30 protein-coding genes are annotated in these 26,303 nt (G+C 61.9%); 14 read left to right on the top strand and 16 right to left on the bottom strand.

Features of this window, described 5'->3' with window-relative positions; translation table 11 throughout:
• Positions 1-12 precede the first annotated feature (12 nt).
• Positions 13-828 carry a hypothetical protein gene (locus Q9295_RS09995; RefSeq protein ID WP_306680418.1) on the bottom strand — a complete coding sequence of 272 codons (816 nt, stop codon included), beginning with the start codon at positions 826-828 and terminating at the stop codon, positions 13-15.
• 300 nt (positions 829-1,128) lie between these two features.
• Complete coding sequence (locus Q9295_RS09990; protein ID WP_306680417.1) at positions 1,129-1,374, bottom strand: hypothetical protein; 246 nt, start codon at positions 1,372-1,374, stop codon at positions 1,129-1,131.
• Between the two features lie 277 nt (positions 1,375-1,651).
• Here Q9295_RS09990 and Q9295_RS09985 point away from each other — a divergent pair, with 277 nt between their 5' ends.
• From Q9295_RS09985 to Q9295_RS09975, 3 genes are all read left to right on the top strand, one after another.
• Positions 1,652-2,251 carry an RBBP9/YdeN family alpha/beta hydrolase gene (locus tag Q9295_RS09985; RefSeq protein WP_306680416.1) on the top strand — a complete coding sequence of 200 codons (600 nt, stop codon included), beginning with the start codon at positions 1,652-1,654 and terminating at the stop codon, positions 2,249-2,251.
• Positions 2,248-2,400, top strand: coding sequence for a hypothetical protein (locus Q9295_RS09980; RefSeq protein WP_306680415.1), 153 nt, complete (start codon positions 2,248-2,250; stop codon positions 2,398-2,400). Before Q9295_RS09985 ends, Q9295_RS09980 begins: the two co-directional genes overlap by 4 nt.
• A 71-nt stretch (positions 2,401-2,471) precedes the next feature.
• Positions 2,472-3,716, top strand: a complete 1,245-nt coding sequence (locus tag Q9295_RS09975; RefSeq protein ID WP_306680414.1) for an AGE family epimerase/isomerase — start codon at positions 2,472-2,474, stop codon at positions 3,714-3,716.
• 1 nt (position 3,717) lies between these two features.
• Here Q9295_RS09975 and Q9295_RS09970 read toward each other — a convergent pair whose 3' ends face one another.
• The 9 genes from Q9295_RS09970 to Q9295_RS09930 form a co-directional block, all read right to left on the bottom strand.
• A complete protein-coding gene (locus Q9295_RS09970; protein WP_306680413.1) occupies positions 3,718-5,301 on the bottom strand; it encodes a N,N-dimethylformamidase beta subunit family domain-containing protein in 1,584 nt (527 codons plus the stop codon).
• Positions 5,302-5,305: 4 nt separating this feature from the next.
• Positions 5,306-6,319 (bottom strand): histone deacetylase family protein, encoded by a 1,014-nt coding sequence (locus Q9295_RS09965; RefSeq protein WP_306680412.1) that lies wholly within the window; start codon positions 6,317-6,319, stop codon positions 5,306-5,308.
• Complete coding sequence (locus tag Q9295_RS09960) at positions 6,316-6,771, bottom strand: GNAT family N-acetyltransferase (protein ID WP_306680411.1); 456 nt, start codon at positions 6,769-6,771, stop codon at positions 6,316-6,318. The genes Q9295_RS09965 and Q9295_RS09960 overlap by 4 nt, the downstream gene beginning before the upstream one ends.
• Positions 6,768-7,694, bottom strand: a complete 927-nt coding sequence (gene kce / locus Q9295_RS09955) for a 3,5-dioxohexanoate:acetyl-CoA acetone transferase (RefSeq protein WP_306680410.1) — start codon at positions 7,692-7,694, stop codon at positions 6,768-6,770. Before kce ends, Q9295_RS09960 begins: the two co-directional genes overlap by 4 nt.
• Positions 7,694-9,037, bottom strand: a complete 1,344-nt coding sequence (locus Q9295_RS09950) for an aminotransferase class III-fold pyridoxal phosphate-dependent enzyme (protein ID WP_306680409.1) — start codon at positions 9,035-9,037, stop codon at positions 7,694-7,696. The genes kce and Q9295_RS09950 overlap by 1 nt, the downstream gene beginning before the upstream one ends.
• A gap of 239 nt (positions 9,038-9,276) precedes the next feature.
• Positions 9,277-9,762: a bacterioferritin gene (gene bfr / locus Q9295_RS09945; protein ID WP_306680408.1), complete on the bottom strand. Its 486-nt coding sequence runs from the start codon at positions 9,760-9,762 to the stop codon at positions 9,277-9,279.
• A 159-nt stretch (positions 9,763-9,921) separates the two neighbouring features.
• Positions 9,922-10,173, bottom strand: coding sequence for a (2Fe-2S)-binding protein (locus Q9295_RS09940; protein ID WP_306680407.1), 252 nt, complete (start codon positions 10,171-10,173; stop codon positions 9,922-9,924).
• A 56-nt stretch (positions 10,174-10,229) separates the two neighbouring features.
• A complete protein-coding gene (gene hemP / locus Q9295_RS09935) occupies positions 10,230-10,421 on the bottom strand; it encodes a hemin uptake protein HemP (protein ID WP_306680406.1) in 192 nt (63 codons plus the stop codon).
• A 262-nt stretch (positions 10,422-10,683) separates the two neighbouring features.
• Entirely contained in the window at positions 10,684-11,481 is a 798-nt protein-coding gene (locus tag Q9295_RS09930; protein ID WP_306680405.1) for a hormone-sensitive lipase, read from the bottom strand.
• A 305-nt stretch (positions 11,482-11,786) separates the two neighbouring features.
• On the opposite strand from Q9295_RS09930, the gene Q9295_RS09925 reads away from it, so the two are divergent.
• The 6 genes from Q9295_RS09925 (at position 11,787) to Q9295_RS09900 (ending at position 15,986) form a co-directional block, all read left to right on the top strand.
• Complete coding sequence (locus tag Q9295_RS09925) at positions 11,787-12,722, top strand: ribokinase (protein ID WP_306680404.1); 936 nt, start codon at positions 11,787-11,789, stop codon at positions 12,720-12,722.
• 140 nt (positions 12,723-12,862) lie between these two features.
• Complete coding sequence (gene phoU / locus Q9295_RS09920; protein ID WP_306680403.1) at positions 12,863-13,567, top strand: phosphate signaling complex protein PhoU; 705 nt, start codon at positions 12,863-12,865, stop codon at positions 13,565-13,567.
• Positions 13,568-13,594: 27 nt separating this feature from the next.
• Positions 13,595-14,287 carry a phosphate regulon transcriptional regulator PhoB gene (gene phoB / locus Q9295_RS09915; protein ID WP_306680402.1) on the top strand — a complete coding sequence of 231 codons (693 nt, stop codon included), beginning with the start codon at positions 13,595-13,597 and terminating at the stop codon, positions 14,285-14,287.
• Positions 14,288-14,434: 147 nt separating this feature from the next.
• Complete coding sequence (locus tag Q9295_RS09910; RefSeq protein WP_306680401.1) at positions 14,435-15,493, top strand: dipeptidase; 1,059 nt, start codon at positions 14,435-14,437, stop codon at positions 15,491-15,493.
• Between the two features lie 182 nt (positions 15,494-15,675).
• Entirely contained in the window at positions 15,676-15,819 is a 144-nt protein-coding gene (locus tag Q9295_RS09905; RefSeq protein ID WP_306680400.1) for a hypothetical protein, read from the top strand.
• A gap of 2 nt (positions 15,820-15,821) precedes the next feature.
• Positions 15,822-15,986 (top strand): hemin uptake protein HemP, encoded by a 165-nt coding sequence (locus tag Q9295_RS09900; protein WP_306680399.1) that lies wholly within the window; start codon positions 15,822-15,824, stop codon positions 15,984-15,986.
• Between the two features lie 151 nt (positions 15,987-16,137).
• On the opposite strand, the gene moaA is transcribed toward Q9295_RS09900, so the two are convergent.
• The gene (moaA, locus tag Q9295_RS09895; protein WP_306680398.1) at positions 16,138-17,142 is read right to left on the bottom strand and encodes a GTP 3',8-cyclase MoaA; all 1,005 of its coding nucleotides are present in this window, start codon (positions 17,140-17,142) and stop codon (positions 16,138-16,140) included.
• A 177-nt stretch (positions 17,143-17,319) separates the two neighbouring features.
• On the opposite strand from moaA, the gene Q9295_RS09890 reads away from it, so the two are divergent.
• Positions 17,320-17,775: a hypothetical protein gene (locus Q9295_RS09890; protein ID WP_306680396.1), complete on the top strand. Its 456-nt coding sequence runs from the start codon at positions 17,320-17,322 to the stop codon at positions 17,773-17,775.
• Positions 17,776-17,945: 170 nt separating this feature from the next.
• On the opposite strand, the gene Q9295_RS09885 is transcribed toward Q9295_RS09890, so the two are convergent.
• Genes Q9295_RS09885 through glmU form a run of 3 tightly spaced genes read right to left on the bottom strand, consistent with a single transcriptional unit; the run spans position 17,946 to position 21,781 of the window.
• Positions 17,946-18,614 (bottom strand): DNA alkylation repair protein, encoded by a 669-nt coding sequence (locus Q9295_RS09885; protein WP_306680395.1) that lies wholly within the window; start codon positions 18,612-18,614, stop codon positions 17,946-17,948.
• Complete coding sequence (glmS, locus tag Q9295_RS09880; protein WP_306680394.1) at positions 18,611-20,428, bottom strand: glutamine--fructose-6-phosphate transaminase (isomerizing); 1,818 nt, start codon at positions 20,426-20,428, stop codon at positions 18,611-18,613. Before glmS ends, Q9295_RS09885 begins: the two co-directional genes overlap by 4 nt.
• A gap of 3 nt (positions 20,429-20,431) precedes the next feature.
• Complete coding sequence (gene glmU, locus Q9295_RS09875) at positions 20,432-21,781, bottom strand: bifunctional UDP-N-acetylglucosamine diphosphorylase/glucosamine-1-phosphate N-acetyltransferase GlmU (RefSeq protein WP_306680393.1); 1,350 nt, start codon at positions 21,779-21,781, stop codon at positions 20,432-20,434.
• Positions 21,782-21,865: 84 nt separating this feature from the next.
• Between glmU and Q9295_RS09870 the strand changes: the two genes are divergently transcribed.
• The gene (locus tag Q9295_RS09870; RefSeq protein ID WP_306680392.1) at positions 21,866-22,540 is read left to right on the top strand and encodes an HAD-IA family hydrolase; all 675 of its coding nucleotides are present in this window, start codon (positions 21,866-21,868) and stop codon (positions 22,538-22,540) included.
• Between the two features lie 9 nt (positions 22,541-22,549).
• On the opposite strand, the gene Q9295_RS09865 is transcribed toward Q9295_RS09870, so the two are convergent.
• Positions 22,550-22,918, bottom strand: coding sequence for a hypothetical protein (locus Q9295_RS09865; RefSeq protein ID WP_306680391.1), 369 nt, complete (start codon positions 22,916-22,918; stop codon positions 22,550-22,552).
• A 225-nt stretch (positions 22,919-23,143) separates the two neighbouring features.
• Between Q9295_RS09865 and Q9295_RS09860 the strand changes: the two genes are divergently transcribed.
• Genes Q9295_RS09860 through Q9295_RS09850 form a run of 3 tightly spaced genes read left to right on the top strand, consistent with a single transcriptional unit; the run spans position 23,144 to position 26,093 of the window.
• A complete protein-coding gene (locus Q9295_RS09860) occupies positions 23,144-24,427 on the top strand; it encodes a TCR/Tet family MFS transporter (RefSeq protein ID WP_306680390.1) in 1,284 nt (427 codons plus the stop codon).
• Complete coding sequence (locus Q9295_RS09855) at positions 24,424-25,662, top strand: DegT/DnrJ/EryC1/StrS family aminotransferase (RefSeq protein WP_306680389.1); 1,239 nt, start codon at positions 24,424-24,426, stop codon at positions 25,660-25,662. The genes Q9295_RS09860 and Q9295_RS09855 overlap by 4 nt, the downstream gene beginning before the upstream one ends.
• 2 nt (positions 25,663-25,664) lie before the next feature.
• Complete coding sequence (locus Q9295_RS09850; protein ID WP_306680388.1) at positions 25,665-26,093, top strand: thermonuclease family protein; 429 nt, start codon at positions 25,665-25,667, stop codon at positions 26,091-26,093.
• Positions 26,094-26,303 lie beyond the last annotated feature (210 nt).

Below are 26,303 nucleotides of genomic sequence, written 5' to 3'. Positions count from 1 at the left end.
GAGGGTGAGGCATTAGTCTTCTTTCCTCCAAGGCCGGGGCCGGGACAGCATGGGTTTCTTGATGACCTGAAGGCGGGCCATACGGGTTTCCATCTCTTCAAAGGTCTTGCGAAGTTCAGGGGTCATGCGGACGTATTTCATGGCTTTGCCTCTCCGCATTTCAGAGACGAAGACGAAGCAGTCGGGCAGGGCCTCAACGACCGTGGTCACTAAGGCATCACCACAGTAATGCTGGGCGAGGTTGTCCCACTTGAACTCGTTCAGTTCCGCAAAGGCTTTCTTCCATCGCCAGATCGACTGACGGTCGCGGCCTTCATCTTCGATCAGCCTCTCGGCCATCGACTTTGGGACAGACTTATATCCTTGGGCCTCAGCGTAAGCCTTGGCCGACTCCTTGGACTTTCGCACCCAGTTGCGGAAATTGAGTTCGAGTTCGATGCCTTTGGCAACTTCCTTGCAGATGGTCTGGAAGCTGAAGCCATCGGTCCCATTGATGATCGTGAAGGTCCGATCCAAGATGATCTTGAGGGCAATGACCGCACAGGTGTCAGCAGGGACCATGAGGACCGTGCCTTTGACCGCCCGCTCGACGCGGTGCCTGTCGATGATTTCAGCCTGCATCTTTTCGATGGCTTCGGTCGCTCGGGTGAGCAACTTCCGCATGAGCTTCTGTCCAGCCGAAGTCTCCGAAGCCTCCTTCTGGGTGCCGTTAGCCCGGTATCTGGACTGCTCGAAAGCCTCCATCCCTGCCACGCCCATCTGACGTTCCCATGCAGACTCACGAAGTTGCTCGGTTGGCATGTCAGCCCACCACGCTTGCACTTTCACTGTCTCTCTCCTTTGGACTGATCCATTGGAGGCAGTGTGCTAATTTTGTGCTAACCAGATGTTGTGGTTATACAGGACCCGCTATACTAGCGGATACGCTAACCCATTGATCTGTGGATATATGGAGTCGCTAAACTCGACTCAACATACCATAGGCATAGAATTTGTAATCAGGGGGTCGGGGGTTCGAGCCCCTCTGGGGGCACCATCACATCCGCATGTTCGAAAGCGATCGGTCGCGGATGCGGCGGTTCCGCTGATGGTGGGGAGCTCTTTGAGCTGAATGTGGCCGAGACTGCACTAGGTTTCGATCAGATCGACCCGCGCTTCCCAGACAGTGACATCGCGGCCTGAGAGCAGCTTGGCCACTGCGGCGGCGGGCTTTTTGGTATAAAGCACAACTGGTTGACCATTGATCCGGTGGGGGCGCCCTGTGCGGCGGTCGATCAGCCCCACGGCGCAGGTGTGATCTGAGATCAGCGGAACGGGCGCTGCTCGGCCCAGCACAAGGGCTGGTCGGTTGCCTCTTTGCGGGGCTGCTGTCATCGAAACTCTCCTATTTTGCGCGGCTAAGGCTCTCTGTCTATGCAGCCATAGGGTCGATTAGGGCGCAAGGGAATATTCACGCTAAAGTTTGTCGTGATTTGACGGGCCTGTTCTCGGCGCAGGCTCTTCGCGCAGCGCAGGAAGCCAGGCGAGGCCGGATTTGTGGGGAGGCGGGCAGGGGGAAGGATCTTCCCTTTGGCTGGCAGTCTTTAGAATCGCCAATCACGACAAGTTTGGTAGATTAAAGGGCGAGCCATTTCCAATAGGAGCAAAGGCCATGACCAAGACCCTGATCGTTCCCGGTCTGGACGGATCGCCCGGCCCGCATTGGCAGAATTGGTGGGCGGCGACGGATCCCAAGGCGCTGATGGTTGAACTGTCGCATCCATCGCGCCCGATGCCGCAGCTATGGGAGGTCGAGCTGGCGGCGATGATCATGCAACATCCTGATTCCGTTCTGGTTGGGCATTCTTTGGGGGCGGTGCTGATCGCGCGGCTTCTGAGCACATGGCCTCAGCTTAGGGTGCGCGCGGCCATGTTGGTGGCTCCGGCTGAAACAGAGGGCAACGATCGGATTGGCCATTTTGGCCCTATCCCCGAGCGGCGTCTGGACTTGCCGGTGACCGTGGTTGCCAGTCGCAATGACCCTTGGATGGGCTACACGCGGGCCCGCGATCTGGCCACGGCTTGGGGGGCAAGTTTGGTTGATCTGGGGCATGCGGGGCATATCAATGTCGCCTCGGGCTATGGTCCTTGGCCGCAGGGCAAGGCGCTGCGCGATGGGCTTTTGCGGCAGGAGGATCGCGCCAAGGCGGTGCGGTTTGTGCAGAGCTTGGCTCACGGATCCCGAAACCCGAGCCTTGGAGGTGCGAGATGATGGATGGTCGCTTCGATCCGCATTTTTACGAGATCTTTGCCGCAAAGGACCGCGCGCCTAGCGCCTTGCAAGTTCCGATCGGTGCGGTGGCTTTGGCGGCCGTCATGCTTATCACGACGGTTTTGGCCTGGTGGATCGGCGCGCGCTAAAGGGGGTTTTATCTGGCTGGCGCCGTGCTCTTGTCGCTGCTTATACTGGCGAAAAGGCGAGGGAGGGGCAGATGGTGAAGCAGGTTCCGGGCGATCCGCAAGCAGCTGGCTTTTGGCTGGATGATCCGGGCCACCGGGCGTTTTTGGCCGAGGATGCGGCGGCGGCTTTGCGGTTCTTTGCCGTCTCACCAAAGCCTGCGGGCGGCTTTCATACGCTAGATTATGAAGGAAAACCCCTGCCGAATGCGGTGCAAGAGCTGCACACCACCACGCGGCTGGTGCATTCTTATGCCATGGCGAAACGTGCCGGGTGGCAGGGGGCGGATGCGCTTATCGATCAGGGCATGCGCTATCTGGCCTCGCACCACCGTGACCCGCAATTTGGCGGCTGGCTTTGGGCGCTGGACGGGGATGAAATTCACGACCAACGCAAGCTGACCTATGGCCATGTTTTCGTGCTTCTCGCAGGCTCCTCGGCGAAGGCGGCGGGGCATCCATTGGCGGATCATCTGATTGCTGAGGCGACGCAGGTGCTGAACCAGCATCTGTGGGAGGAGGCTGCGGGCCTCCTTGCCGATGAGTGGAACCGCGATTGGACGCCGTTTTCCGATTATCGCGGCATGAACGCCAATATGCACGGGGTTGAGGCGCTGCTGGCCGCTTATGAGGCGACGGGGGAGGCGATTTATCTGCACCGCGCCGGGCGAATTTTGGACTTCTTCCTGCGCCAGCAGGCCCCGCAATACGGCCATGCCATCCCCGAGCATTACCGGCAGGATTGGTCGGTGGACCGGGACTATTCCGGCAATCCGATGTTCCGCCCGGCGGGCACCACTCCCGGCCATTCCTTTGAATGGGCTCGGCTTTTGCTGCAATGGTGGGATCTGGCGGGGCGGCCCGAGGATGGCTCACCAGCTTTGGCGCGGGCGATCACCGAGGCCGCTTTGCGCGATGGTTGGGATGATGAGAAGGGGGGCATCTTCTATACGCTGGAATTTGACGGCGCCCCGCGCATCCGGGATCGCTATTGGTGGCCGGTGACGGAAGCCATTGGCGTGCTGGCGGCTTTGATCAAGCTGGAACGCAATCCGGGCGATGAGATTTGGTATCGTCGGCTTTGGACCTTCGCGGCAGAGCATTTCATCGATGCCGAGCGGGGCGGTTGGTTCCCAGAGATTGATGCGGCAGGCAAGCCCACCGTCACGCAATTCGCCGGTAAGCCCGACATCTACCATGCCTTGCAAGCGAGCCTTTTCGCGCTAAGCCCGGGGCTGTCGCGCTATGGCAAGACGCGGCACGAAAACCCGGTTTGGTAGGCTAGAGCCATTTGCCCAAAAGCACGTTGCGGGTGACTTGTTCGACCGGGCTGTCTCCGGCGATCAGCCCCGCAACCCATTCGCAAGAGCCTGCGTTGAAGACCGCGCCTTTGCCGCGGCGGTATTCCACCATCGCGCCATTGCCATGGGTGACCCGCGCAAGGGTTTCCTCATCGACCCTTCCGTAAAGCGATTGCGCAAGGCCCACAGCATCCTCATCGGCGATGAAGGGATCGGCGTCATGCTGCCCCTCGCTATGGGCCAAAGTGGTGGCGGGGCTGAGGCCGATGATGGTGAGATCACCCGCCAGCGCCGCCTTGGGCGCGGCGAAGGGCAGGCCGTGGCGCATCTCATGTTCGATGCCGTCGACTTCATAGGCGAAGATTTTGGAATCCCGCCCCAAGACATCGCCGTAGCCAAGGCCGGTGCTGCGCAGGGCCCAGTGACGGGGGCGGTAGAGGGTGAAGCCGCCAGCGCCATGCGCGGCGGTGCGGCCCCATCCGGCGTAGACGCCTGCGGCGCCGGTCAGGCCAAGGGTTAGCGTGGCGGGGCGGGCAATCTCGCGGTGGTCCCAATGATCGGTGAGGCGGCGGCGGTCGGGGGTTGGGTCTTCGGTGCCAGCGCGGGATTTGTAGCAGATTTGCGTGGCCAGATCGGCGCTAAGCCTTGTTTGCCAAAAGAAATTCCCGGCAAAGCGGCAGAGCTGGCCGCCCTTGTCGAGCCAAGCTTCCAGCGCGTCGCGCATCTCCCAGCTCCAATATTCGTCATGGCCGACGATCAGCGCGCGCGGGTAGCCCTGAAGGCAATCAGGGTCGCGTTGCAGGTCATGCTGGGTGAGGTAGTCAAGGCCAATGCCCTGCGCCTCGCACCAAAGCGCGAAGGGACGCTCAAACGCCGCCCAGCCCGAGGAGGCGTATTTCTTCGAGATGCCATGGGCGCGGGCATAATCCATATGCGGATAATCCGGCGGGCGGCCCGGAGGGGTGGCATGGGGGATGCGCGGGGCATCATCCGGCCAAGCGACAAAGCCAGTGGCCCAAGGCCGCAGCACCGAGACATGCGAGGCAAAGTCGTGCCCTTCCGGCCCGCAAAGCCCCTGATAATGGTTCGACCCGCCCCAATCATTATAGGCGCACCAAGTTCCGGTCGCCAAAATCATCGCGATTTTATGCTGGGGTTGCGCGGCGCGCAGCACGAACATGTGCTGGCTTTCATGGCCGGGGACCGAGAGGTGGATGCGGTAGACGCCGCTTTTCCAATGCGCGGGCAGCACCATGCGGAACCGCTCGGGCCAGTCGCAGCCTTTGGTCGAGCAATCGGCAGGCGTTGGGGCAAGGCCGCCGGGGATTTCTGCGCTGTGCATCAGCTCTGGCGTGATCCCGTCCCGCTCGATCCGCAGGGTTACTTGTGCGGCGGAGGCGCAGATGTGCAGGCGCAATTCCTCGCCGGGGGCGTGGCTGATGCGGTCGGTGTAGCCCCAGACCTGTGGGCGGGCCGGGTCGGCGCTGGCCATTTCATAGTAATGCCCGGTGACGGGGCTGCCATCGTCAAAGGGGCCGGGCGTAAAAAAGCCACGCAATGCCATGGTGTTAGACCAATGGCTGAAGGAAGGAGGTCAGGTTCGGACCCAGATCGTCCGACATATAGCCGCCCTCTTGCACCACGAGGAGCTTCTTGCCGGTGGCGGCAATCGCGCTGGCGATCTGCGCAAAGCCGGGGGTGGTGACGCGGAGGCCCTTGAACGGGTCATTCTCATGCGCATCAAGGCCAAGGGCGATGACGATCACATCGGCCCCGAAGCTTTCGATCGCGTCCAAGCCTTGGGCGAGGCTCTCCATATAGGTCTGATCGCCGGTGCCGCGCTGCAAGGGCAGGTTGAGGTTATAGCCCAGACCTTCGCCCTCGCCACGCTCATGCGCATGGCCCCAGTAGAACGGGTAAAACCGGATCGGATCGGCGTGGATCGAGACGGTCAGCACATCCGAGCGGTGGTAGAAGATGCCCTGCGTGCCGTTGCCGTGATGCACATCCACATCCAAAATCGCTGGGCGCAGGCCTTGTAGGCGCAAAGCCTCGGCCGCGATGGCAGCATTGTTGAGAAAGCAAAATCCGCCCGCGAGATCGGCGAAAGCGTGATGCCCCGGCGGGCGGCAGAGCGCATAGGCGCGGGTGCCTTTTGCCACGGCATGGGCCGCTGTGACGGCGGTTTGCGCCGACCAATAGGCTGCCTCCCATGTGCCCGAGGCAATGGGGCAAGCGGTGTCGGCCTGATGGAACCCGGCTTGGCCCAGCACGGATTTGGGATAGCTGTCGCGGCGCGAGGCGGGGTGGATATTGGGGATCACCTCGTCCGAGGCGCCCTCGATCCGGCTCCAACGGCGATGGGCATGGCGCAGGAAGGTCAGGTATTCGGCCGAGTGCACGGCGGCAATCGGGCCCATGCCGTGGTCCTCAGGCGCTTCAAACCGGCAACCCGCAGCCTCGGCCCCGGCTTGCAAGACGCCGACACGGGCGGGCACCTCGGGGTTGGGCGAGACCGTGCCATTGGCCATGAAGTGCTTGGGGTCATGCAGCTTTTGCCGCGCGTCGAGATAGGCTTTCATAAAGCCGCCAGCCTTTCTTTCTCCAAAGTCACCCAGATTTCTTGCGATCGGGGCTGAAAGCCCAAACGGTCGTAGAAACCCGCAGCGCCCTTGTTGTCATCGTAATAATTGAGCCGGATGAAGGAGCCGCCCCAAGCCGCTGCCATCTCATCGCGCACCCGTGCCAATAGCTGGCGGCCAAGGCCGGTGCCGCGCATCCGCTCATCCACCCAAAGGTCGGTGACGAAAGCGCCGATCTGGCCGCGGGTGGTGGAGGGGAAGGCGGAATAGGCCGCGACGCCGCGGATGTCTTCGCCCTCAAGCGCCACGACGCCTTGTAAAGCGCCGCGGGCTAAGGCTTTGGCAAGCAAGGCTTCCTCCATCCGGTAGGGATCGTCCATGCTGGTTGCCAAAGCGCGCAAGCCATAGGCCAGCTGTGCCGCTGTGGGGCTGGCGCTGAGAAGCAGGCTCAAAACGCCACCTGAGCCGCACCTTTGGTGCCCAGCAGGACGCGGGCCTCATCGGGACTGGCGACAACGCGGCCCAGATGCTCGACAATCTCACGCACCTTTTCCACCTGTGCGGCGTTCGACGGCGCAAGCACGCCTTGCGAGATGTAAAGATTGTCCTCAAGCCCGACCCGGACATGGCCACCCATGCCCGCCGCCATTGCCGCCATTGCCATCTGCTTGCGGCCCGCTGCCAGAACCGACCAGAGGTAACCGTCACCGAACAGCCGATCGGCGGTGGTCTTCAGGTGGATGAGATGCTCAGGCTCGGCCGCGATGCCGCCCAGTACCCCCATCACGAATTGCAGGAAGATCGGCCCCTGCACCAGTCCACGGTCTTGGAAATGCTTCAGCATATAGAGATGGCTGACATCGTAGCATTCAAACTCAAACCGCGCGCCGCGATCGGCGCCCATCAGCTGCAAGACCGCCTCAATATCGCGGGGGGTGTTTTTGAAGACCAGATCGTCCGAGTTGCGCAGGAAGGGCTCTTCCCACTCATGCAGCCAGTCGCGGCCTTTGCCCAGCATCGGGTAAAGCGCAAAGTTCATCGACCCCATGTTAAGGCTGCACAGCTCGGGCCGGGCCTGCAAAGGCGCCGCCAGCCGCTGCTCCATCGTCATCACCGCCGAGCCGCCGGTGGTCATGTTTATGATCGCATCGCAACCGAGCTTGATCCGCGACAGAAACCCCGCCCAATGCGCCGGGTCCGAGGAGGGGCGGCCGTTCAAAGGATCGCGGGCATGCAAATGCAGCACCGTGGCCCCGGCTTTGGCGGCATCAACCGCTTGCTGGGCGATCTGATCCGCTGTCACCGGCAGATGCGGCGACATCGAAGGCGTGTGAATGGAACCCGTGACCGCACAGGAAATGATGATCTTCGACATCAGGCCAGCCCTTCCGCTGTCAAAACCTCACGGATCGACCGCGCGCCTTTGTCGACGATCTCGGTCAACTCGGCGTCGGTGCAGTTATAGGGCGGGGCGAAGATGACGATATCGCCGTTCACCCCGTCGACATTGCCGCCCACCGGATAGCAGATAAGGCCGTTCTGCATCGCCTGCGCGCGGATCTTGGCGAAGAGCTTGCGCTCGGCTGGGAAGGGGGCCTTGGTGGCGCGGTTGGCGACCAGCTCGGCGCAGATGAAATGGCCCCGGCCGCGGATATCGCCGATGGCATCGACGCCCGCCAAAGCCTCGCCCAGCCAAGATTTCAGCCTTGGGCCATTGGCTTTGACGCGGTCCAAAAGCCCTTCGCGCTGGATGATCTTTTGCACCGCCACCCCGGCGGCGCAGGCGGTGGTATGGCCGGTGAAAGTGTGGCCGGTGCCGATGGCGCCATCGGCGGCGATGATCGCCTCATGGATCTTGGTGGAATAGATCGCAACGCCAAGGGGTTGGTAGCCCGCAGCAAGGCCCTTGGCGACCGACATGATATCAGGCTCTACCCCGTCATAGGCCAAAGCGCGCCAGGTGCCGGTGCGACCCGCGCCCGACATCACCTCATCCGAGATCATCAAGACCCCATATCGGCTGCAAATCTCGCGCACTTTTGCTGCATAGCCCGGAGGGGCGGGTACGCAGCCGCCCGCCGCACCCACCACCGGCTCAAAGATGAAAGCGGCCACCTTTTCCGGCCCCAGCCGCAGGATCGCGGCTTCGAGCTCGGCGGCTGCGGCCGCCCCCGCGGTCTCGGCGGTGGCCCCGGCAATGGGGCGGTATTCATTGGCAGGTGACAGCTTCACCGAAGGGATGAAGGCGCCTTCATAGGCCACGGTGCGCTCGACAAATCCCGAAACCCCCATCGAGCCGAAGGTGTTGCCATGCCAAGACCGCTCGCGGCTGATGAAGATCCGGCGCGATTTCTGGCCGATCGCGGTTTGGTACTGCAACGCGATCTTGAGGCAGCTCTCCACCGCCTCGGAGCCGCCGGTGACATAGACCATCTCGCGCAGATCCCCGCCGCAGCGGTCCCGCAGGATCTCGGTCAGCTCTTCCAAAGCATCGGTGGTGAAATTGTAGCGATAGCCATGCGCGATATTCTGCAACTGGGCGATGATCGCGGCATTCACCTCTTCATTGGCATGGCCGATGCTATAGACCGCAGGCCCGCCCGAGCCATCGATATATTGCTTGCCATTGGCATCCCAAAGATACGAGCCCTTGGCGCGCACCACCTTGGGCAGGGTTGTGGTGGCAAGAGTGCTGGGCCGATGATTGGGCTGCGACATGGCGGGATCCTTCAAGATATCCCGGTCAGCCTGCGACGGAGCACATCACAGATCAAATAGAATTTTGATATGCAATTCATTCATCTAGCTGCCGCAGCAGGCCAGAGCTTGCGCCGTCACCTCGGTCAGGGGCCGCAATGCAAAAGGGCCCTGCGCCGAAACGCAAAGCCCTTTCATCTTGACTTAAATACTCCGCGGGGAGGTCCGGAGGGGCGCGAAGCCCCTCCGGCTGCCTTAGCTCACTCGGCCTGATCCGCTGGTTTGGCGTTCAAAAGCCCGTATTGTGCCGCGCCCAAAGTGTCATAAAGGCTCAGCTGGGTCTCAAGGAAGTCGATATGGCCTTCCTCATCAGCGATCAGCTCATCGAAGAGTGAACGGGTGACGAAATCGCCCACCGTGTCGCAATGCCGCCGCGCTTCGATGTAGAGCGTGCGGGCATCATGCTCACCGGCCAGATCGCATTCCAGCGTCTCGCGGATGTTTTGGCCGATCCGCAGGGAATCAAGCTTTTGCAGGTTCGGATGGCCTTCCAAGAAGATGATCCGCGCGATCAACTTGTCGGCGTGCTGCATCTCTTCGATCGACTCGGCACGGCTTTTCGCCGCCAGATGACCGAATCCCCAATCCTCTTGCAGGCGGAAATGCAGCCAATATTGGCTCACCGCCGTCAGCTCAGAGCGCAGTGCAGCATTCAGATATTCAATGACTTTTGCGTCGCCCTTCATGGCCGTACCTTTCACTTTGTGTCGGACTTTTCCCGGCTTCGACAGGCTGCCGTGGCATGGACTGAGGGAAAGGTTAGTCATGCTTTGTCGCAATGTCTATGCGCGCTTTTGGTAAAGGTAAGATCTTCAATAGATTGAATAATAGCGCCGTGTCGCAACTTATCCGCGCGCAAGTCTGGCCAAGCGGTTGCGCAGCATTGGCGGGGCTTCGCCTCCGGCCACAGCAAAGCTGTCGCGCGCGCGCATCGTATCAAGAAACAACGGCATGCAGCCGCCGCAATCGGCGCGTTTGCCCAAAGCGTGATAGACCTTCCCGGGGGTGATCACCGTGTCGGGGTCTGCGGCACGCATCCAATCCACCGCCTTGCGGATGTCATGGTCGGAGATGTTCAGACAGCTACAGACGATCATCGCAAAGCGCCTTTGGGGTTCGGGTCACTCGAGAAGACAGCAGGCCAAAGCCCGCTTTACTTGGTTAAGATCAACTTGCCGGCCTTGGTGATGCGCAGGGCATAGACCTGATCTCCCAGCAAAATTCTGGCCGAGTTGCCGCCGCCGGTCAGCACCCGGGCGTCGTGGCAAGGTTCGGTTCCGAAAAGCTTCGGCGCGGCAGCGTGAAGGGCCGACGGGCTGGCCGCTTCGGCCTGCGGACGGTCCATAAGTCACCTCCATAGACGTCATGTCGCTGGCTGACCAACACGGCTGGCTGCGGGTTGGGCTATAGGTGACAAAAACACTTGGAAGAGTAAAGCTGATATTTTCACTAAGGTATAAGCGAGAGGGCATTTCCCCCGGATTCGTGGTGATAACGTCGCGGCAGATGGCGCTGGGCTGGCTTTGGGAAGGTAAAAAAGGCCCGCGGTTTTTGCCGGGGCCTTTCAGCGCAGACTGTTCTGCAGCTTTTGTGCTGTGGCTCGAGCCTTAGCTTTCCAACAAAAGCTCGACCAATTCGGAATGCGGATCGGCCAGCGAGTCGACAACGTCGAAATGATGCCGCGCCAGCTCGGCCGTCATGGGGCAGGCCCATTCCTCGGCCAAGGTGCGCGCTTGCCACAAGAAGGCAGGGCGTTCATCGGCGCCGACCCACACGCGCGCCGAGACACCTTCGCGCAACGACAACCGCGCGGGGCTTTCTGCCGCGCATTCGGCCTCGGTGATGTGCAGGGTTTGGTTCATCTGCGTTGCCATCAGCGGTCCCAGTTCCGCCAAAGGCGAGATTGGCAGCACACGGTGGATCATCGGCAGATTGATATCCGCGCAACCCATCCGCGCCGCGAGATGGCCGCCCGCCGAATGGCCGGTAACCACCATCGGCAGATCGATCTCGGCCGAGATCGCCCGGCAGGCAGCGGCAATTTCCTGCGTCATCTCAGAGATATGCGCATCGGGGGCCAGAGTGTAGGACGGCATTGCCACCGCCCAGCCCCAAGCCAAAGGCCCTGCCGCCAGATGCGACCAGCTCTCACGGCCCGTCGCCATCCAAAAGCCGCCATGCACAAAGACGCAGACGCCCTCGGGCGGGCGGGAGGGCAGGAAAAGGTCAAACTTCTGCCGCGCGCCGGGACCGTAAGGCAGGTCCAGACGTGCCCGATCCCCAGCATTGGCGCGAAACGCACCCGCCACCGCATTCCAAGTCGGCAGATAGCTGTCGCCTTCAGGGATGAAGGCGCCATTGGCGTAGTCGCGGTCGGGATTTGGCCAAGAATAGGTTAATGTCATTGGTTCAGGGCAGGTTAGGGATGCTTGGTGGAGACGGGCCGAGGATCGCAACAGTCAAAGCACAGATGGCGGACTTACAGCGTCAGAAAGATGGCCACAAAGTTTTGATCGGAAGTCACAAATTATGATGCGCAGATAACCGGGCTTGGGGCAAGTCCTGACGCGAGCTTGTGTCCAGTGCAGTGGCGTCAGGGCCAGATTCGGTGGTAATGACGGCGGGCGGGGCGTAGCCCGTTGGTTGGCGGGCGGTGCGCGCTCTGTTGATGCGCTGCCGATGTTTTCCTTGCTCTGAAGAGAGGTCGCTTATGAAACCGATTGTGATCCTTGGCATTTTCGTCGCCGACACCTCTTACCGGGCCATTCGCCAGCCAAAGATGGGCGAGACGATCATCGGTGAGGGCTTTGCCTTGGGGCCGGGGGGGAAGGGGTCGAATCAATCCGTCGCGGCGGCAATGGCGCAAGGCGAAGCAGGGGCGGGGGTACATTTCATCACCCGGCTTGGCCGCGATGATTTTGCGCAGATCGCACGGCAAACTTGGGCACGCGCCGGGGTGAAGGCCGAGGTCGAAGAGGACAGCGAAAGCTTCACCGGGGCGGCTTTCATTTTCCTCGAATCTGGCACCGGCAACAATGCGATCATCGTCTCGCCGGGGGCGGCGGCGCGAATCTCGGTTGCGGATGTCGAGGCGCGGGCAGGGCTTATCAAGGGCGCTGCGGCCTTTGTGACCCAGCTGGAACAGCCGATCCCGGCGGCCTTGCGCGGGCTGCAGATCGCCCGTGCCGCTGGCGTGCCGACGATCTTGAACCCCGCGCCGGCTGCGCCGCTCAGCGATGAGATGCTGCAGCTTTGCGATTACCTAACCCCCAATGAGACCGAAGCCGAGATCCTGACCGGCATTCCAGTCACTGATCTTACCAGCGCCGAGCAGGCCGCGGATGCTTTGCTGGCGCGGGGTGTGGGGGCGGTGTTGATCACCCTTGGCGGCAATGGCGCGCTTTACCGGGATGCAGAACGCTCGGTGCATGTGCCGGTGATCAGCGCGGGGCCGGTGGTCGAGACCACGGGCGCGGGCGATGCCTTCAATGGCGGCTTTACCGTGGCGCTGACCGAGGGGCGCGAGGTGATTGAGGCGGTGCGTTTTGGCTGTGCCACGGCGGGGATTTCGGTGACGCGCCCCGGTACGGCAGGGGCGATGCCCGCGCGGGCTGAGATTGAGGCGCTTTTGGCCAAATCGCGCTAAACTGCCCGCGTCTGGCCCGCGCGCTGCATTGCACATTTTCATCAAACTGTCACAAACTCGTTACGCAGATGTCTCAGGGCTGTGCGACACCACCCAAAGTCCGGGCAGCCCGCGCATCCCCGGCCCGCGAAGGATTGACCATGCTGGACCCACATATTCGCCGCCGCTTCGACACCGATCTGGAAGCCGTGCAGGCCCGCGTGATGAAGTTGGGCGGGCTGGTTGAGGCGGCCCTTTTGGATGCAGCAGAAGCGCTTGAACGCCGCGACGCGACCTTGGCCGAGCGGGTGCGGCAGGGCGATGCGGCGATTGATGCGCTGGAAGAAGAGATCCAGACCGATTGTGCGCGGCTTTTGGCGCTTGAGGCCCCGGCTGCGGGCGATTTGCGGCTGGTGCTTTCGGTGATGCGCATCGCCTCGGCGCTGGAGCGGTCGGGGGATTACGCCAAGAACTTGGCCAAACGCGCGCTGGTTTTGCTGCCGATGGCGCCGGTGGGCAGTTCGGGCGGGGCGATCCGGAGGATGGCGCGGGCCGTGGTGGCGATGCTCTCCGATGCGCTGGATGCTTTCGTGGCCCGCGATGCCGGACGCGCCGAAGAGGTGCGCCAGCGTGACCATGAGATCGACCAGCTTTACAACGCTTTGTTCCGCGAATTCCTGACCTATATGATGGAAGACCCGCGCAACATCTCGGCCTGTATGCATCTGCATTTCATCGCCAAGAACATCGAGCGGGTGGGCGACCACGCCACCTCGATTGCCGAGCAGGTGATTTATTTTGTGCGCGGCCAGCTGCCCGATGTGGCGCGGCCAAAGGTGGAATCAACCGGGCTTTTGCAAGGCTAAACCCGGCGACTGTTGAAGGAGATGGTGATGGCGCAAGACGAAAGGCCCGTGGTTCTGCTGGTCGAGGATGAACCCGCTCAGCGTGAGGTTCTGGCTTATAACCTTGATGCAGAAGGCTTTCGTGTCATCGCAGCGGATAATGGTGAAGATGCCTTGCTGCTGGTGGAAGAAGAGGGGCCCGATATCATCATCCTCGATTGGATGATGCCCAAGCTCTCCGGGATCGAAGTCTGTCGCCAGTTGAAGATGCGCCCCGAGACGCGGCGCATCCCGATCATCATGCTCTCGGCCCGCGCCGAAGAGGTGGACCGGATCCGCGGACTTGAGACCGGCGCCGATGATTATGTGATTAAGCCCTATTCGGTGCTGGAGTTGATGGCGCGGGCGCGCGCGCAGCTGCGCCGGGTTCGCCCCTCGACCGCTGGCGTGGTGCTGGAATGGGGCGACATTCGCCTTGATCCCGAAACCCACCGGGTCTACCGCGCCGATAAGGTGCTGAAGCTTGGCCCGACCGAGTTTCGCTTGCTGACCGCTTTGATCGAAAAGCCCGGTCGCGTCTGGAGCCGCGATCAGCTTTTGGACCGGGTTTGGGGCCGCGACATCTATGTCGACACCCGCACCGTCGATGTCCATGTCGGCCGCTTGCGCAAAAGCCTGATGGCTGAGGGCGGCGACGATCCTTTGCGCACGGTGCGCGGGGCGGGCTACGCTTTGGGCTGAAAGTGACGGGTTGAAGGCTATGGAAGGGGCGCGTCATGCGCCCCTTTTGCGCCCCGTATGCTGGCGCAGGGCATGCCGTAAAACCTTGCCAATCGGTCTCTCGCCGGTTCAGATGCGCGCCAACCATCCCTAGGAGCGCGGCCTGCCATGCAAAAGGTTTTCGACGGTCATAATGACATCCTCTTGCGGCTGCACATGGCGCCCGAGCGGCGGTCCGAGATCTTTCTGACCGGCGAAGGGAAGGGCCATCTTGACCTGCCGCGCATGCAAGCCGGCGGCTTTGCGGGCGGTATGTTCGCCATCTATGTGCCCTCGCCCTATGACGACGAAGGCGATGATGCCGTCGCTGGCTTTCGCGCGCCGCCCTATGACATGCCCTTGCCCGAGCTGATCCACGCGCCCGAGGCGATCGGCCCGGCGATGCATCAGGCGGGGCTGTTCCATTGGATGGTGCGGGCCTCGGGCGGCGCCTTCCGCCATTGCTTGACGGTCAAAGATATTCGCGCGGCCGTGGATGCGGGGGCGATTGCGGGCGTGCTGCATATGGAGGGCGCCGAGGCGATTGGCGCCGATCTCGATGCTTTGCATCTCTTCCATGCGGTGGGGATGCGCTCTTTGGGGCCGGTCTGGTCGCGCCCGACGATCTTTGGCCATGGCGTGCCTTTCCGCTTTCCCGCAGATCCCGACACCGGCCCCGGTCTGACCCCGGCGGGGGAGGCTTTGGTCCGCGAATGCAACAGCTTGCGGATCATGCTGGACCTGAGCCATCTCAACGCGGCCGGCTTTCGCGATGTGATGCGCGTCTCGGATGCGCCACTGGTTGCCACCCATTCCAACGCCCATGCCATCTGCCATTCGACCCGCAACCTGACCGATTGGCAGCTGGATGCTATTGCCGAAAGCGACGGCATGGTGGGGCTGAACTTCGCCGTGGGCTTCCTGCGCCCGGACGGGCTTGAAGACCCCAATTTCGACTGGGATGTGATGATGCGCCATCTCGACCATCTGATTTCGCGCTTGGGCGAGAATCGTGTGGGCTTTGGCTCGGATTTCGACGGGGCGATGATGCCTGCCGGGATCGCAGATGTCGAAGGCCTGCCGCGTCTGGTGCAGGCTTGCTTGGACCACCAATTCGGCGCTGAACTGGTTGAAAAGCTAGCCTTTTCGAACTGGATGCGGGTGCTGGAGAAAACCTGGGGCAAGTAAGCGCTCCTTTGCAGAACGCGGTCAAAGAAGGGGGGGCACCGGCAGGTTGCCCCCCCCTTTTTCAATCACGCCCTCCAGCGCGCTTGACAAAGGTTATTAAATTAGTCAGGAATGTAGCTGTGACCAAGCAAAGCGGCTCTCTAGCGCTAGCCCGGTGTGTTTTACCCCCATAGGAGAGCGCCATGTCCCCGCAGGTTTCGCGGCTTGAAGCCCCCGCCGTAGATGCTTTCGAGCTGCTGCGCCGCGCGATGGCCGGTCTTTTCGATGGGCTGATGCCCTGCGCCCGGCTTGAGGCGTTGATCGACCATTTGGAGATGCGGAAATGAATATGCGTGCAGAACCTTTCCTGACCCCTTGGCTGACCGCTGACGCAACCCCGGTGCATGAGGCCCGCGTCCTGACCGAAGGCGGCAGCTTGGCTCGGATCGACCTTGAGGGGCAGCTTTACACCCTGCGGATCACTCGGATGGGCAAGCTGATCCTGACGAAATAAGCTTTATCAAAGGCACTTCCCCCCGGCTTATAGCTCCCCAATGGGCCGTGGGTTGGTGCTTGAAGTCGCAAATGGGCCAGCCCAACAGCGACGATCGACCGGAGGCGGGGGGAATATCGCTTCCGGTCGATTTTATAATAAATTTAAAGGCTTATCCGCCGGTATGGCTCATGTGGCGGGTCATCTGACCAGAGACGCTTTGCCGACTGTAGTCAAAATCATGCCCCTTGGGCTTGCGCGCGATCGCGGCGCGGATCGCTTGCTCCAAAAGCGCGTCATCTGGGCTGGCCCGCAAAGGCGCGCGCAGATCGGCCATATCCTCTTGGCCAAGGCACATGTAAAGCTCACCCGTGCAAGTCAGCCGCACCCGGTTGCAGCTTTCGCAGAAATTATGCGTCAAAGGCGTGATAAAGCCGATCTTCTGCCCGCTCTCTTCAAGCCGCGCATATCGCGCAGGGCCGCCAGTGCGCTCGGCGAGATCAGTGACGCTGTAGCGGTCTTCATAGCGGCGGCGCAGCTCGCGCAGGCTCCAATATTGGCCCAGCCGCGCAGGCTCAATCTCGCCCATCGGCATCACTTCGATCCAAGTGAGATCATGGCCTTCGCGGGCGCACCATTCGGTCAGGCTGAACTGCTCATCCTCGTTAAAGCCTTGCAAAGCCACGGCATTGATCTTGACCCGCAGCCCGGCCGCCTTGGCCGCCGCGATGCCATCCAAGACCTGAGGCAAGCGGCCCCAGCGGGTGATCTGGGCGAATTTCGCCGGGTCCAAAGTGTCGAGCGAGACGTTGATCCGCTTCACCCCCAAATCGGCCAAGGCTTGGGCATATTTGCCCAATTGGCTGCCATTGGTGGTCAGCGTCAGCTCTTTCAAAGCGCCGGTTTGCAGATGCCGCGCCATCGCCTCGAAAAAGGTCAGGATGCCTTTGCGCACCAAAGGCTCGCCGCCAGTGATGCGCAACTTTTCCACGCCAAGCCCGATGAACGAGGTGCAAAGCCGGTCCAGCTCTTCAAGGCTCAGCAAATCGGCCTTCGGCAAGAAGGTCATATGCTCGGCCATGCAATAGGTGCAGCGAAAATCGCAACGGTCGGTGACCGAGACGCGCAGATAGGAGATGGCGCGGTGGAACGGGTCGATGAGCGGGGCTGCGGACATGAGGTTAACCTAAGGTCGGCGCGGTCACCGCACAAGCTTGAAAGCGGCACGGATGGGCAGAGGGGCGGCATCTAAGATCATAAGCGGGCGGCGCGCCGCTTGGCGCATGTTCAAGAGGTTGCGAGGGCAGGGACTGGGGACTATCCTCCTTTGAAAAGAAGAGAGTGAGTGCTTGCTATGCGCCTTTACCTAGTGCCGGTTTTACTTTTGTCTTTGGCGGCTTGCTCGGCGCTGCCGGGCCGCAAGGCGGCACCCGCTGATCCCGGTCTTGCCACCGAATTTGCCTCACCCGTGCAGACGCAACCGCTGGCCGGTTTGGGTTCTGGGCAGTCGGTTGCGGCTTTGGATACGACTTCGGCGGCTGAAAAACAGGCGGCTTTGGCGGCCGGTGCCAGCGGAGGCGCCTTGGGCACGCAAGTGGTGGCTTTGGGCTCACCGGCGGATGCGGGGCTTTGGGTGCAGACTTCTTTGGTCAGTAAGGTGCAAAAAGGCTCGGTCCGCGCGCCCAATGGCAAGGTGCTGGCGGTGGAACTGCGGCCGGGCAGCGGGGCGGCTTTGATGTCACTCTCGGCCTATCAGGCGCTTGGCATCAGCCTGACCGATCTGCCGCAAATGACGATCTTGGGATCGTGAGCTGAAGGGCGGGGCGCTTCGCCCCACCTCCACACTCCCCGAGGATATTTAAGTTCTGAAAGAGGCGGATTTCTTTCAGAATTTTCAAATATCCCCACCGGAGGCCGCCCGAGCCGGTTGCGCGCCGCGAGGCGCGCAGAGGCGAGACAAAAGCTTGCGCCGTCAGGCGCTCATCCGAGATGCTGGCCGGCTTCTTTGCGGGCAAAGCGCTTCATCTTCTCGCCATGCTCTTCAAGGAACAACCGGCTGCGTTCGGGGTCATGTTTCGACAGATCGCGCAGCCAATCGGCGAGGGATTTTTGGATGAACCAATCGCGGTCCGTCGTGTAGGTCTCGGCCCAAGCCAGCACACGCTCGCGGATCGCCAGATCCTCGGGCTTCACCTTGCTGAGCTTGGCCCAAGGCCGCGTCATCTCGAGGGCCGCGCGGCGGGACCAAAGATGCTCGGAACCGGTCCAAGCCTCAACCTCGTCAAGCCGGGTTGGATCTGCCACCAGCCGCCGCGCACCGGCATCCGTCACAGCATCGGCGATCGCCCAAGCGTCAAGCTGCGGCACCCAAGCGCAGATCAGCGCCCAAACGCCCGCGTCCGGCCGGATCCGCGCCTGCACGAGAAGCTTGGCCGCCGCCATCCGCGCCTCATGCACATCGCTTTGCCACAGCTCATCGGCCAAAGCCACGCGCTCTTCAACCGAGCGAGCGTCGCGCCAGCCCTGCACCAGCTCGGCCAGTTCAGCCGTGGTCAGGCCCAGATAGCGGCGAGGGGCTTTGTGATAGGCGGCAGCTTCCGCCGCACGCTCGGGGGTTTCGCGCGACAAAAGCTCTTCAAAGGGGGTCATTCGACAGTCACCGATTTGGCAAGGTTACGGGGTTGGTCCACATCGGTGCCTTTGGCAATGGCGGTGTGATAGGCCAGAAGTTGGGCGGGGAGCGCATAGAGGATCGGCGCCCAGAGCGGGTCCACCTGCGGCAGGGTCAGGGTCTTCCAAGTGCCCGCGCCGGCTTCGGCAATGCCTGCGGCATCTGAGAGCAGGAGCACCTTGCCGTTGCGCGCCATCACCTCTTGCATGTTGGAGACGGTCTTCTCGAAAAGCCCGTCTTTCGGGGCCAGAACGATCACCGGCACTTGGGCATCAATCAGCGCGATGGGGCCGTGCTTCAGTTCACCTGATGCATAACCTTCGGCGTGTATGTAGCTTATTTCTTTAAGTTTAAGGGCTCCCTCCATGGCAAGCGGGAACATGGTTCCGCGCCCCAAGAAAAGGATGTCTTGCGCTTTGGCCAGATCGGTTGCGACCTGCGCCACGGCGTCTGATAGGCCCAAAGTCGCGCTCATCAGGCCCGGCAATGTGCCCAAAACGGCAAGCTGCTTGGCCACCGCTTCCGGCGTCAGCCGCCCGCGATCGAGGCCCGCTTTCAGCGCCATTAGCGCCAGAACGGTGAGCTGGCAGGTGAAGGCCTTGGTCGAGGCAACCCCGACCTCAACCCCGGCAAGGATCGGAAGTGCAAGATCGGCCTCGCGCGCGATCGAGGAGGTCGGCACGTTCACCACCGAGACCACCTGCGCGACCTTGCCAGTGGCATAGCGGAGCGCGGCCAAAGTATCCGCCGTCTCGCCCGATTGGCTGACAAAGACCGCCATCGAGGCAGGCGAAAGCACCGGGTCGCGGTAGCGGAATTCCGAGGCGATATCGATCTCGGCGGGCAGGCCAGCGATCTGTTCGAACCAGTATTTCGCCACATGGCAGGCGTAAGAGCCGGTGCCGCAAGCGACCAAGGTCACGCGGTCAATGCTAGCAAAATCAAGCTCTTCGGGCAGGCGCAGGCTTTGCCCGCCGCCGGTGTAATGGCGCAGAGCATCGGCGATCACCAGCGGTTGCTCGGCAATCTCTTTGGCCATGAAATGCTTATAGCCGCCCTTTTCGATCCGGGTCGCGTCCAGCTGAACGCGGGTCTCGGGGCGCGCGACCGGCTGGTCTTGTGCGTCGAAAATCTGCGCGCCGGCGCGGGTTACGGTGACCCAATCGCCCTCTTCCAGATAGGTGATCCGGTCGGTCATCGGCGCCAATGCAATGGCGTCCGAGCCGATGAACATCTCTCCCTCGCCCCAACCCACGGCCAGCGGGCTGCCTTTGCGGGCGGCGACCATCAGGTCTTCTTCGCCGTCGAAGAGGAAGCACAAAGCAAAAGCGCCGTGCAGGCGTTTGAGGGTGAGGCGGGCGGCCTCAACCGGAGCGGCACCGCGGTCCATCTCGCGCTTGGCAAGCAGGGCGACGGTCTCGGTATCGGTCTCGGATTCCTGCGCATAGCCATCGGCGGCCAGCTCTTCGCGCAAAGCGCGGAAGTTCTCGATGATGCCATTGTGCACCACAGCCACGGGGCCGGCACGGTGGGGGTGGGCGTTGCGCAATTCGGGCCCGCCGTGGGTCGCCCAACGGGTGTGGCCAATGCCTGCTTTGCCCGCAAGCGGTTGATGCACCAAGAGATCCGAGAGATTCACCAGCTTGCCCACCGCGCGGCGGCGGTCGAGCTGGCCTTGGTTCACCGTCGCAATCCCCGCCGAGTCATAGCCGCGATATTCCAGCCGTTTCAGCGCTTCGACCAGAAGTGGCGCCACCTCGTGATGGCCCAGCACACCGACAATCCCGCACATGGTTCAGCCTTTCGCTTTTGCGGCTTTGATCGCGCGCAATTTGTCCATCAACCGGGTCGCAAGGCCGGGTTTCGTCACCTGCGGAGCGCGGCCAAGCGCCAAGGCCTCGGCCGGCACATCTTGCGTGATCACCGAACCCGAGCCGGTCATCGCCGCATTGCCAATGCTCACCGGGGCGACCAGCATGGTGTCCGAGCCGATGAAAACGTCTTTGCCGATGCGGGTGCGGTGCTTCATTACCCCATCGTAATTGCAGGTCACCGTGCCCGCGCCAATATTGGTGCGCTCGCCGATATCGGCATCACCGATATAGCTCAGATGGCCGACTTTGACGCCTTCGTCGAGGATGGCGTTCTTGATCTCAACGAAATTGCCGACATGCACATGCTCGGCCAGTTCAGCGCCGGGGCGCAGGCGGGCAAAGGGGCCAACGTCAGAGCCGCGGCTGACATGGGCGCCTTCAAGATGGCAAAAGCCCCGGATCTCGGCGCCGGATTCAATGGTGACACCGGGGCCAAAGATGACATTCGGGCCAATGATCGCGTCGCGGCCAATGAAAGTGTCGAGCGCGAAGTAAACCGTGTCGGGTGCGGTCAGGGTGACGCCATTTTCCAAAGCCTCAGCCCGCGCGCGATTTTGGAATTTCGCTTCTGCATCAGCCAGTTCTGCGCGGGTGTTAATCCCAAGCGTTTCCGCCTCATCGCAGATCACCACACCGGCGGATTGACCGTCGGCGCGAGCGAGTTCTACAACATCGGTCAGGTAATATTCACCCGCCGCATTGGCATTGCCAAGCTGAGCGACCAGTGTGAAGAGGTTCTTCGAAGAAGCGCAGATAACGCCGGAATTACAGAGGCTTATCGCGCGTTCTTCATCCGATGCGTCTTTATATTCGCGGATCGCCAGAAGGCTCTCACCTTGGGTGAGCAATCGCCCGTAACGGCCTGGATTTGCAGCATTAAAGCCAAGAACCACCACATCATGCTGCGCGCGGGCGTCCAGCATGGCTTGCAAGGTCTCGGGCCGGATGAAGGGCGTGTCGCCGTAAAGCACGATCACCTCGCCCGGCGCCTCGGCCAGCAAGGGGGCGGCTTGTGCCACGGCATGGCCGGTGCCGAGCTGTTCGGCTTGCAGCACCGTCTCGGCCTGCGGATCAAAGCGCTCGGCCGCGGCGCGAACCTCATCAGCGCCATGCCCTACGACCACAACGGTGCGCGCAGGTTCAAGGCTGCGGGCAGCACTCATCGCGTGGTGCAAAAGCGGGGCGGCGGCCACGCGGTGCAAGACCTTTGGCAGGTCCGAGTTCATCCGCGAGCCTTGGCCCGCCGCCAAGATGATCAGTGAGACCTGCATGCTGCCCCTTCCTTTTTTTGTGATGACGTTCTACGCGGGGCGTAGGGTGCCGCCAAGGGGCTGCGAATAACGGAGAGTTTCGAGATGTTGCAAGCGTCGAGCTGTGTGGTCTTCGATCTCGACGGCACTTTGGCCGATACCTCGGGCGATCTCTTGGCCGCTGCCAACAGTTGTTTTCGGGCCATGGGGGTGGGCGATCAGCTCGGCCCCGAGGATGCGCAAGAGGCGCTGAACGGCGGGCGGGCGATGCTGCGGCGCGGGCTGGGCCGTCTGGGGCCGGTCGATGAAGAGGTGGTGAACCGCTGGTATCAGCCGCTGCTGACCGCCTATGCCGATGCGATTTGCGTGCATACCGTGCTCTATCCCGGCGTTGTCGCGGCGCTTGAGACTTTGCGCTCGGAGGGGCGTGCGCTGGCGGTTTGCACCAATAAGCCCGAGGGGCTGGCCGAGACTTTGCTGCGCGCGCTGCATGTGCGCGATTATTTCGGCGCTTTGGTCGGGGCAGATACTTTGCCGGTGCGCAAACCCGATGCCGCGCCCTATCATCTGGCGGTGCGCCAAGCGGGTGACGCGCCGCGCAGCATGCTGTTGGGCGATACCGAGACCGACTACCGCACCGCCCGCGCGGCAGGTGTGCCGATCGCTTTGGTCACCTTTGGGCATGAGGGCGCAGGCGTGTCTCGCCTGCAGCCCGATGCGTTGTTGGAGCATTTTGAGCAATTGCCCGAACTGGCGCGCCAGCTGCTCGACCAGCGCTAAGCCATTGCTTTAAAGGAAATGTTTCTGACACCAGGTCGAGGTGTCATTATATTCCTGCATCAGCCCTTCAAGCGAACGAGTGCGGCTGATCTTGTCAAAGCGTTGGCCCATGGCGGCGACCTTTTGGTCATCGGTGCCCGGCACATAATCGAGCATTTTCACCGCAGCGCCTTGGGCCCAGTTCAGCTCGGAGCGGTTCATATAGCCAGCGTTATAGAGCTGCTCAGAGACCATATAGAGCATGGCCGAGCAATGCAGCGCCTGCGCAGCACGCCCTTGGATCACAAGATCGGCGCGGGCGGGCAAGGCGGCAAACCCAAGGTTAAGCGCAACAAAGCCAGCGAGAACGGGGCGGGTCAGGAAAGATTTCAAGCGCATCGGGACGATCCTTTCTTACTCCCAGCATGAAGGGCCGGGATCACAGGGGGAAAAGCGACAATCGTGGTGCAGGGGGCTATCCCAGCGTCGAGCTGTTGGGGCCGTCTCTGCCTTGCTTGTGAAGATGCGCCAAAGCGGCGGGCCTGACCAATGACAAATTCCGTCATCACCGCGTGTCGGTGCTGGGTTTGACAAATCTTGCCGTGCGGGCCTATGCCTGCGGCCATGAACACATCCGCCGAAACCCCCGCCGCCTCTGACCAAACGCCCGCGGCTGCGCGCCATGCGGTGATCTTCGTTTTGGTAACCGTTTTTCTAGATATGGTGGGCTTTGGCATCATCATGCCGGTGCTCCCAAAGCTGATCGAAGATGTGGGCCATGTTGGCATCGGCGAGGCGGCATGGATCGGCGGCTGGATGTTCGCCGCCTTCTCGCTGGCGCAATTCGCCTTTGCGCCGCTCATGGGCAACCTCTCAGACCGCTACGGGCGCAGGCCATTGCTTTTGCTGGCAATTTTCGGGCTGGGCTTGGATTTCATCCTGATGGCTTGGGCACCCAATCTGGTATGGCTTTTCATCGGCCGGGTGATCGCAGGCATCTGCGGCTCCAGCTGGATCATCGCTTCGGCCTATATTGCCGATGTCACCGCCCCCGAAGAGCGCGCCCGCGCTTTTGGCCTGATGGGCGCGGCCTTTGGTGTGGGCTTCATCATTGGCCCGGCGATTGGCGGTCTTTTGGGCGGCTTTGGCGCGCGGGTGCCGTTCTGGGTTGCCGCCGCGATCTCATTGGCCAATTTCGCCTATGGCTGGTTTGTGCTGCGCGAGTCGCTGCCCTTGGAAAGCCGGCGCAAGTTTGAATGGATGCGCGCCAATCCCTTTGGAGCCTTCAAGGTCTTCTCTACCTATCGCGGCGTCTTGCCCTTGTGCCTGCTGATGGGGGTCTATTTCTTTGGCACCGCGGTTTACCCGGCGGTCTGGTCCTTCTGGGGCATCGCGAAATTCGGCTGGTCCGAGCAGATGGTCGGGCTGACCTTAGCGGCCTTTGGTCTGGTCTCGGCGGTCTGCCAGGCCTTCCTCACCGGACCGGTGACCAAGCGCTTTGGCGAATATAATACGATTCTCTTTGGGCTTGCGGCCTCGGTGCTTGTTGTGGCGGGCTATGGCTGGCTGGCCACCGGCGTGGTCGCCGTGCTGATCCTGACGCTGTTGCATGGGCCTGAAGGGTTCGTGCATCCGATCCTGACCGCGATCCTCACCCGCCGGGTGCCCGAGGATGCGCAAGGCGAGTTGCAGGGCGGCATCTCGGCCATCACCAATATCGCCATGCTCTTGGGCACTTTGTTCTTTGCGTTGCTGTTTGCGCATTTCATGGATGAGGGCCGCGTGGTGCAGAACCCCGATATCGCCTATCGCACTGCGGCATTCATCCTTGCGGCGATCTGGGTTTGGCTGTTCGTGCTGATCCGGCATGAGCGCCGCATTGAAGCCGCAGGGGGGCGTCCGGAATGAGCACGGCTGAGGTCTTTACCGGCAGTTTCACCCAGCAAGAGCCGATCTCGGAGGCGGGGATTGCGGCGGCTTTGGCGGTCCTGCGCCACGGGCGGCTGCATCGCTACAATACCGTGCCGGGTGAGACGGCGGAGGCCGCTTTGCTCGAGGTGGAATTTGCCGCCTTTACAGGGGCGAAATATTGCCTTGCCGTCGCCTCGGGCGGTTATGCGATGGGCTGTGCTTTGCGGGCTTGCGGTATGGCGCCGGGCGATCCGGTCCTAACCAATGCTTTCACTTTGGCACCCGTGCCGGGAGCGATTGCCGCCGCCGGGGGCCGTCCGGTCTTTGTCGAGATCACTGCGGATCTGGTGATCGATTTTGCCGATTTGGAGGCGCAAGCGAAAGCCTCGGGCGCGAAGCTCTTGCTGCTCTCCCATATGCGCGGCCACGTCTGCGATATGGAGGCGCTGATGGCGTTTTGTGCGCGCCTTGGTGTGACGGTGATTGAGGATTGCGCCCATACAATGGGGGCGGAGTGGCGCGGGATCGCCAGTGGTCGGCACGGCACGGTCGCCTGCTATTCGACGCAGACCTATAAGCATATGAACTCGGGCGAGGGTGGACTTTTGATCACCGATGATCCGCAGATCGCTGCGAAGATGGTGCTCTTGTCGGGCTCTTACATGCTTTACGGCAAGCATCCCGCAGCACCGGAGCCCGAAGTGTTTGAGGCGATCAAGCTCGATATTCCCAATGTTTCCGGGCGGATGGACAATCTGCGGGCGGCGATCCTGCGCCCGCAAATCGCCATGCTGGCTGAGCGCCGCCAACGCTGGGCCGCACTTTACCAAACCCTTGAGGCAGGCTTGCAAGCCACCCCCGGCCTGCGCCTGATCCCGCGTCCCGAGGAAGAGGCCTATGTCGGGTCTTCGTTCCAATTCCTGCTCCCCGATTGGGAGGAGCCGCGCATTGTGGCGCTTCTCGCCGCCGCTGCTGCGCGCGGAGTTGAGCTGAAATGGTTCGGCGCGGGCGATCCCGTCGCCTTCACCAGCCGCTATGTGCATTGGCGCTACGCGGGCGCACAATCCTGTCCGCAGACCGACCGCATCCTTGCAGGCCTCATCGATCTGCGCTTGCCGCTGACCTTCAGTCCCGAGGATGCCGCGCAAATCGCCCGTATCTTGCGCGCCGAGGTTTTGCGCATCGGGCAGGCCGATGAGGTTGAGGCCGCAACCGCGCCGCAGGTGCAATAGGCTTGCTGCGTCATCTGAATTTGGTCGCCTATATCTTCCTCACGGTGCTGGGGATGTTGGCGTTGGTGCACTGGGCCGATCCGCCCGTGCAACCGGGGCAGGGCTGCCGCGTCGCCTATGTCATCGACGGCGACTCGCTGGGGTTGGACTGCCCTGATGGGCAGCAAGCGGCGCGGATTATGGATATCGACACGCCCGAGATGCGGGGCCAATGCCCGGCTGAAATCCGTTTGGCCCAAGCTGCCAAGGAGGCGTTGAAGGCGATGATCTATGCGGCGCAAGAGGTGCGGGTGGAAATTTCCGGCCAAGACAAATACCGCCGCGTGCTGGTCCATCTGGTTTTGGACGGCCAAAACGCCAGCCGCATGATGCTGGCAGCGGGCCATGGCCGCCCCTATGACGGGGGGCGCCGGGCTGGGTGGTGCGATTAAGTCGCGCGCGACACTATGTCTGTCATCCGCGACCGGGCGTGGCACATTGAATGCCCTCAATAACCAACTAAAACACTCGGAATGCGCAGGGGAGCACTGCGGCAAAATGCGCATTTTCTGCATGTGCAACCATTGGTTTTCACCCCCGGTCCGTTGACCCCGCCAAAGGGCGAGAGTAAACGAGGGACCAAGAGTAGAAGCGGGTGGCCA

The organism is Pseudogemmobacter lacusdianii (assembly GCF_030848395.1).
In the GTDB taxonomy this organism is placed as follows: Bacteria; Pseudomonadota; Alphaproteobacteria; order Rhodobacterales; family Rhodobacteraceae; genus Pseudogemmobacter; species Pseudogemmobacter lacusdianii.
This window is presented reverse-complemented; position numbering and strand designations above follow the sequence as displayed.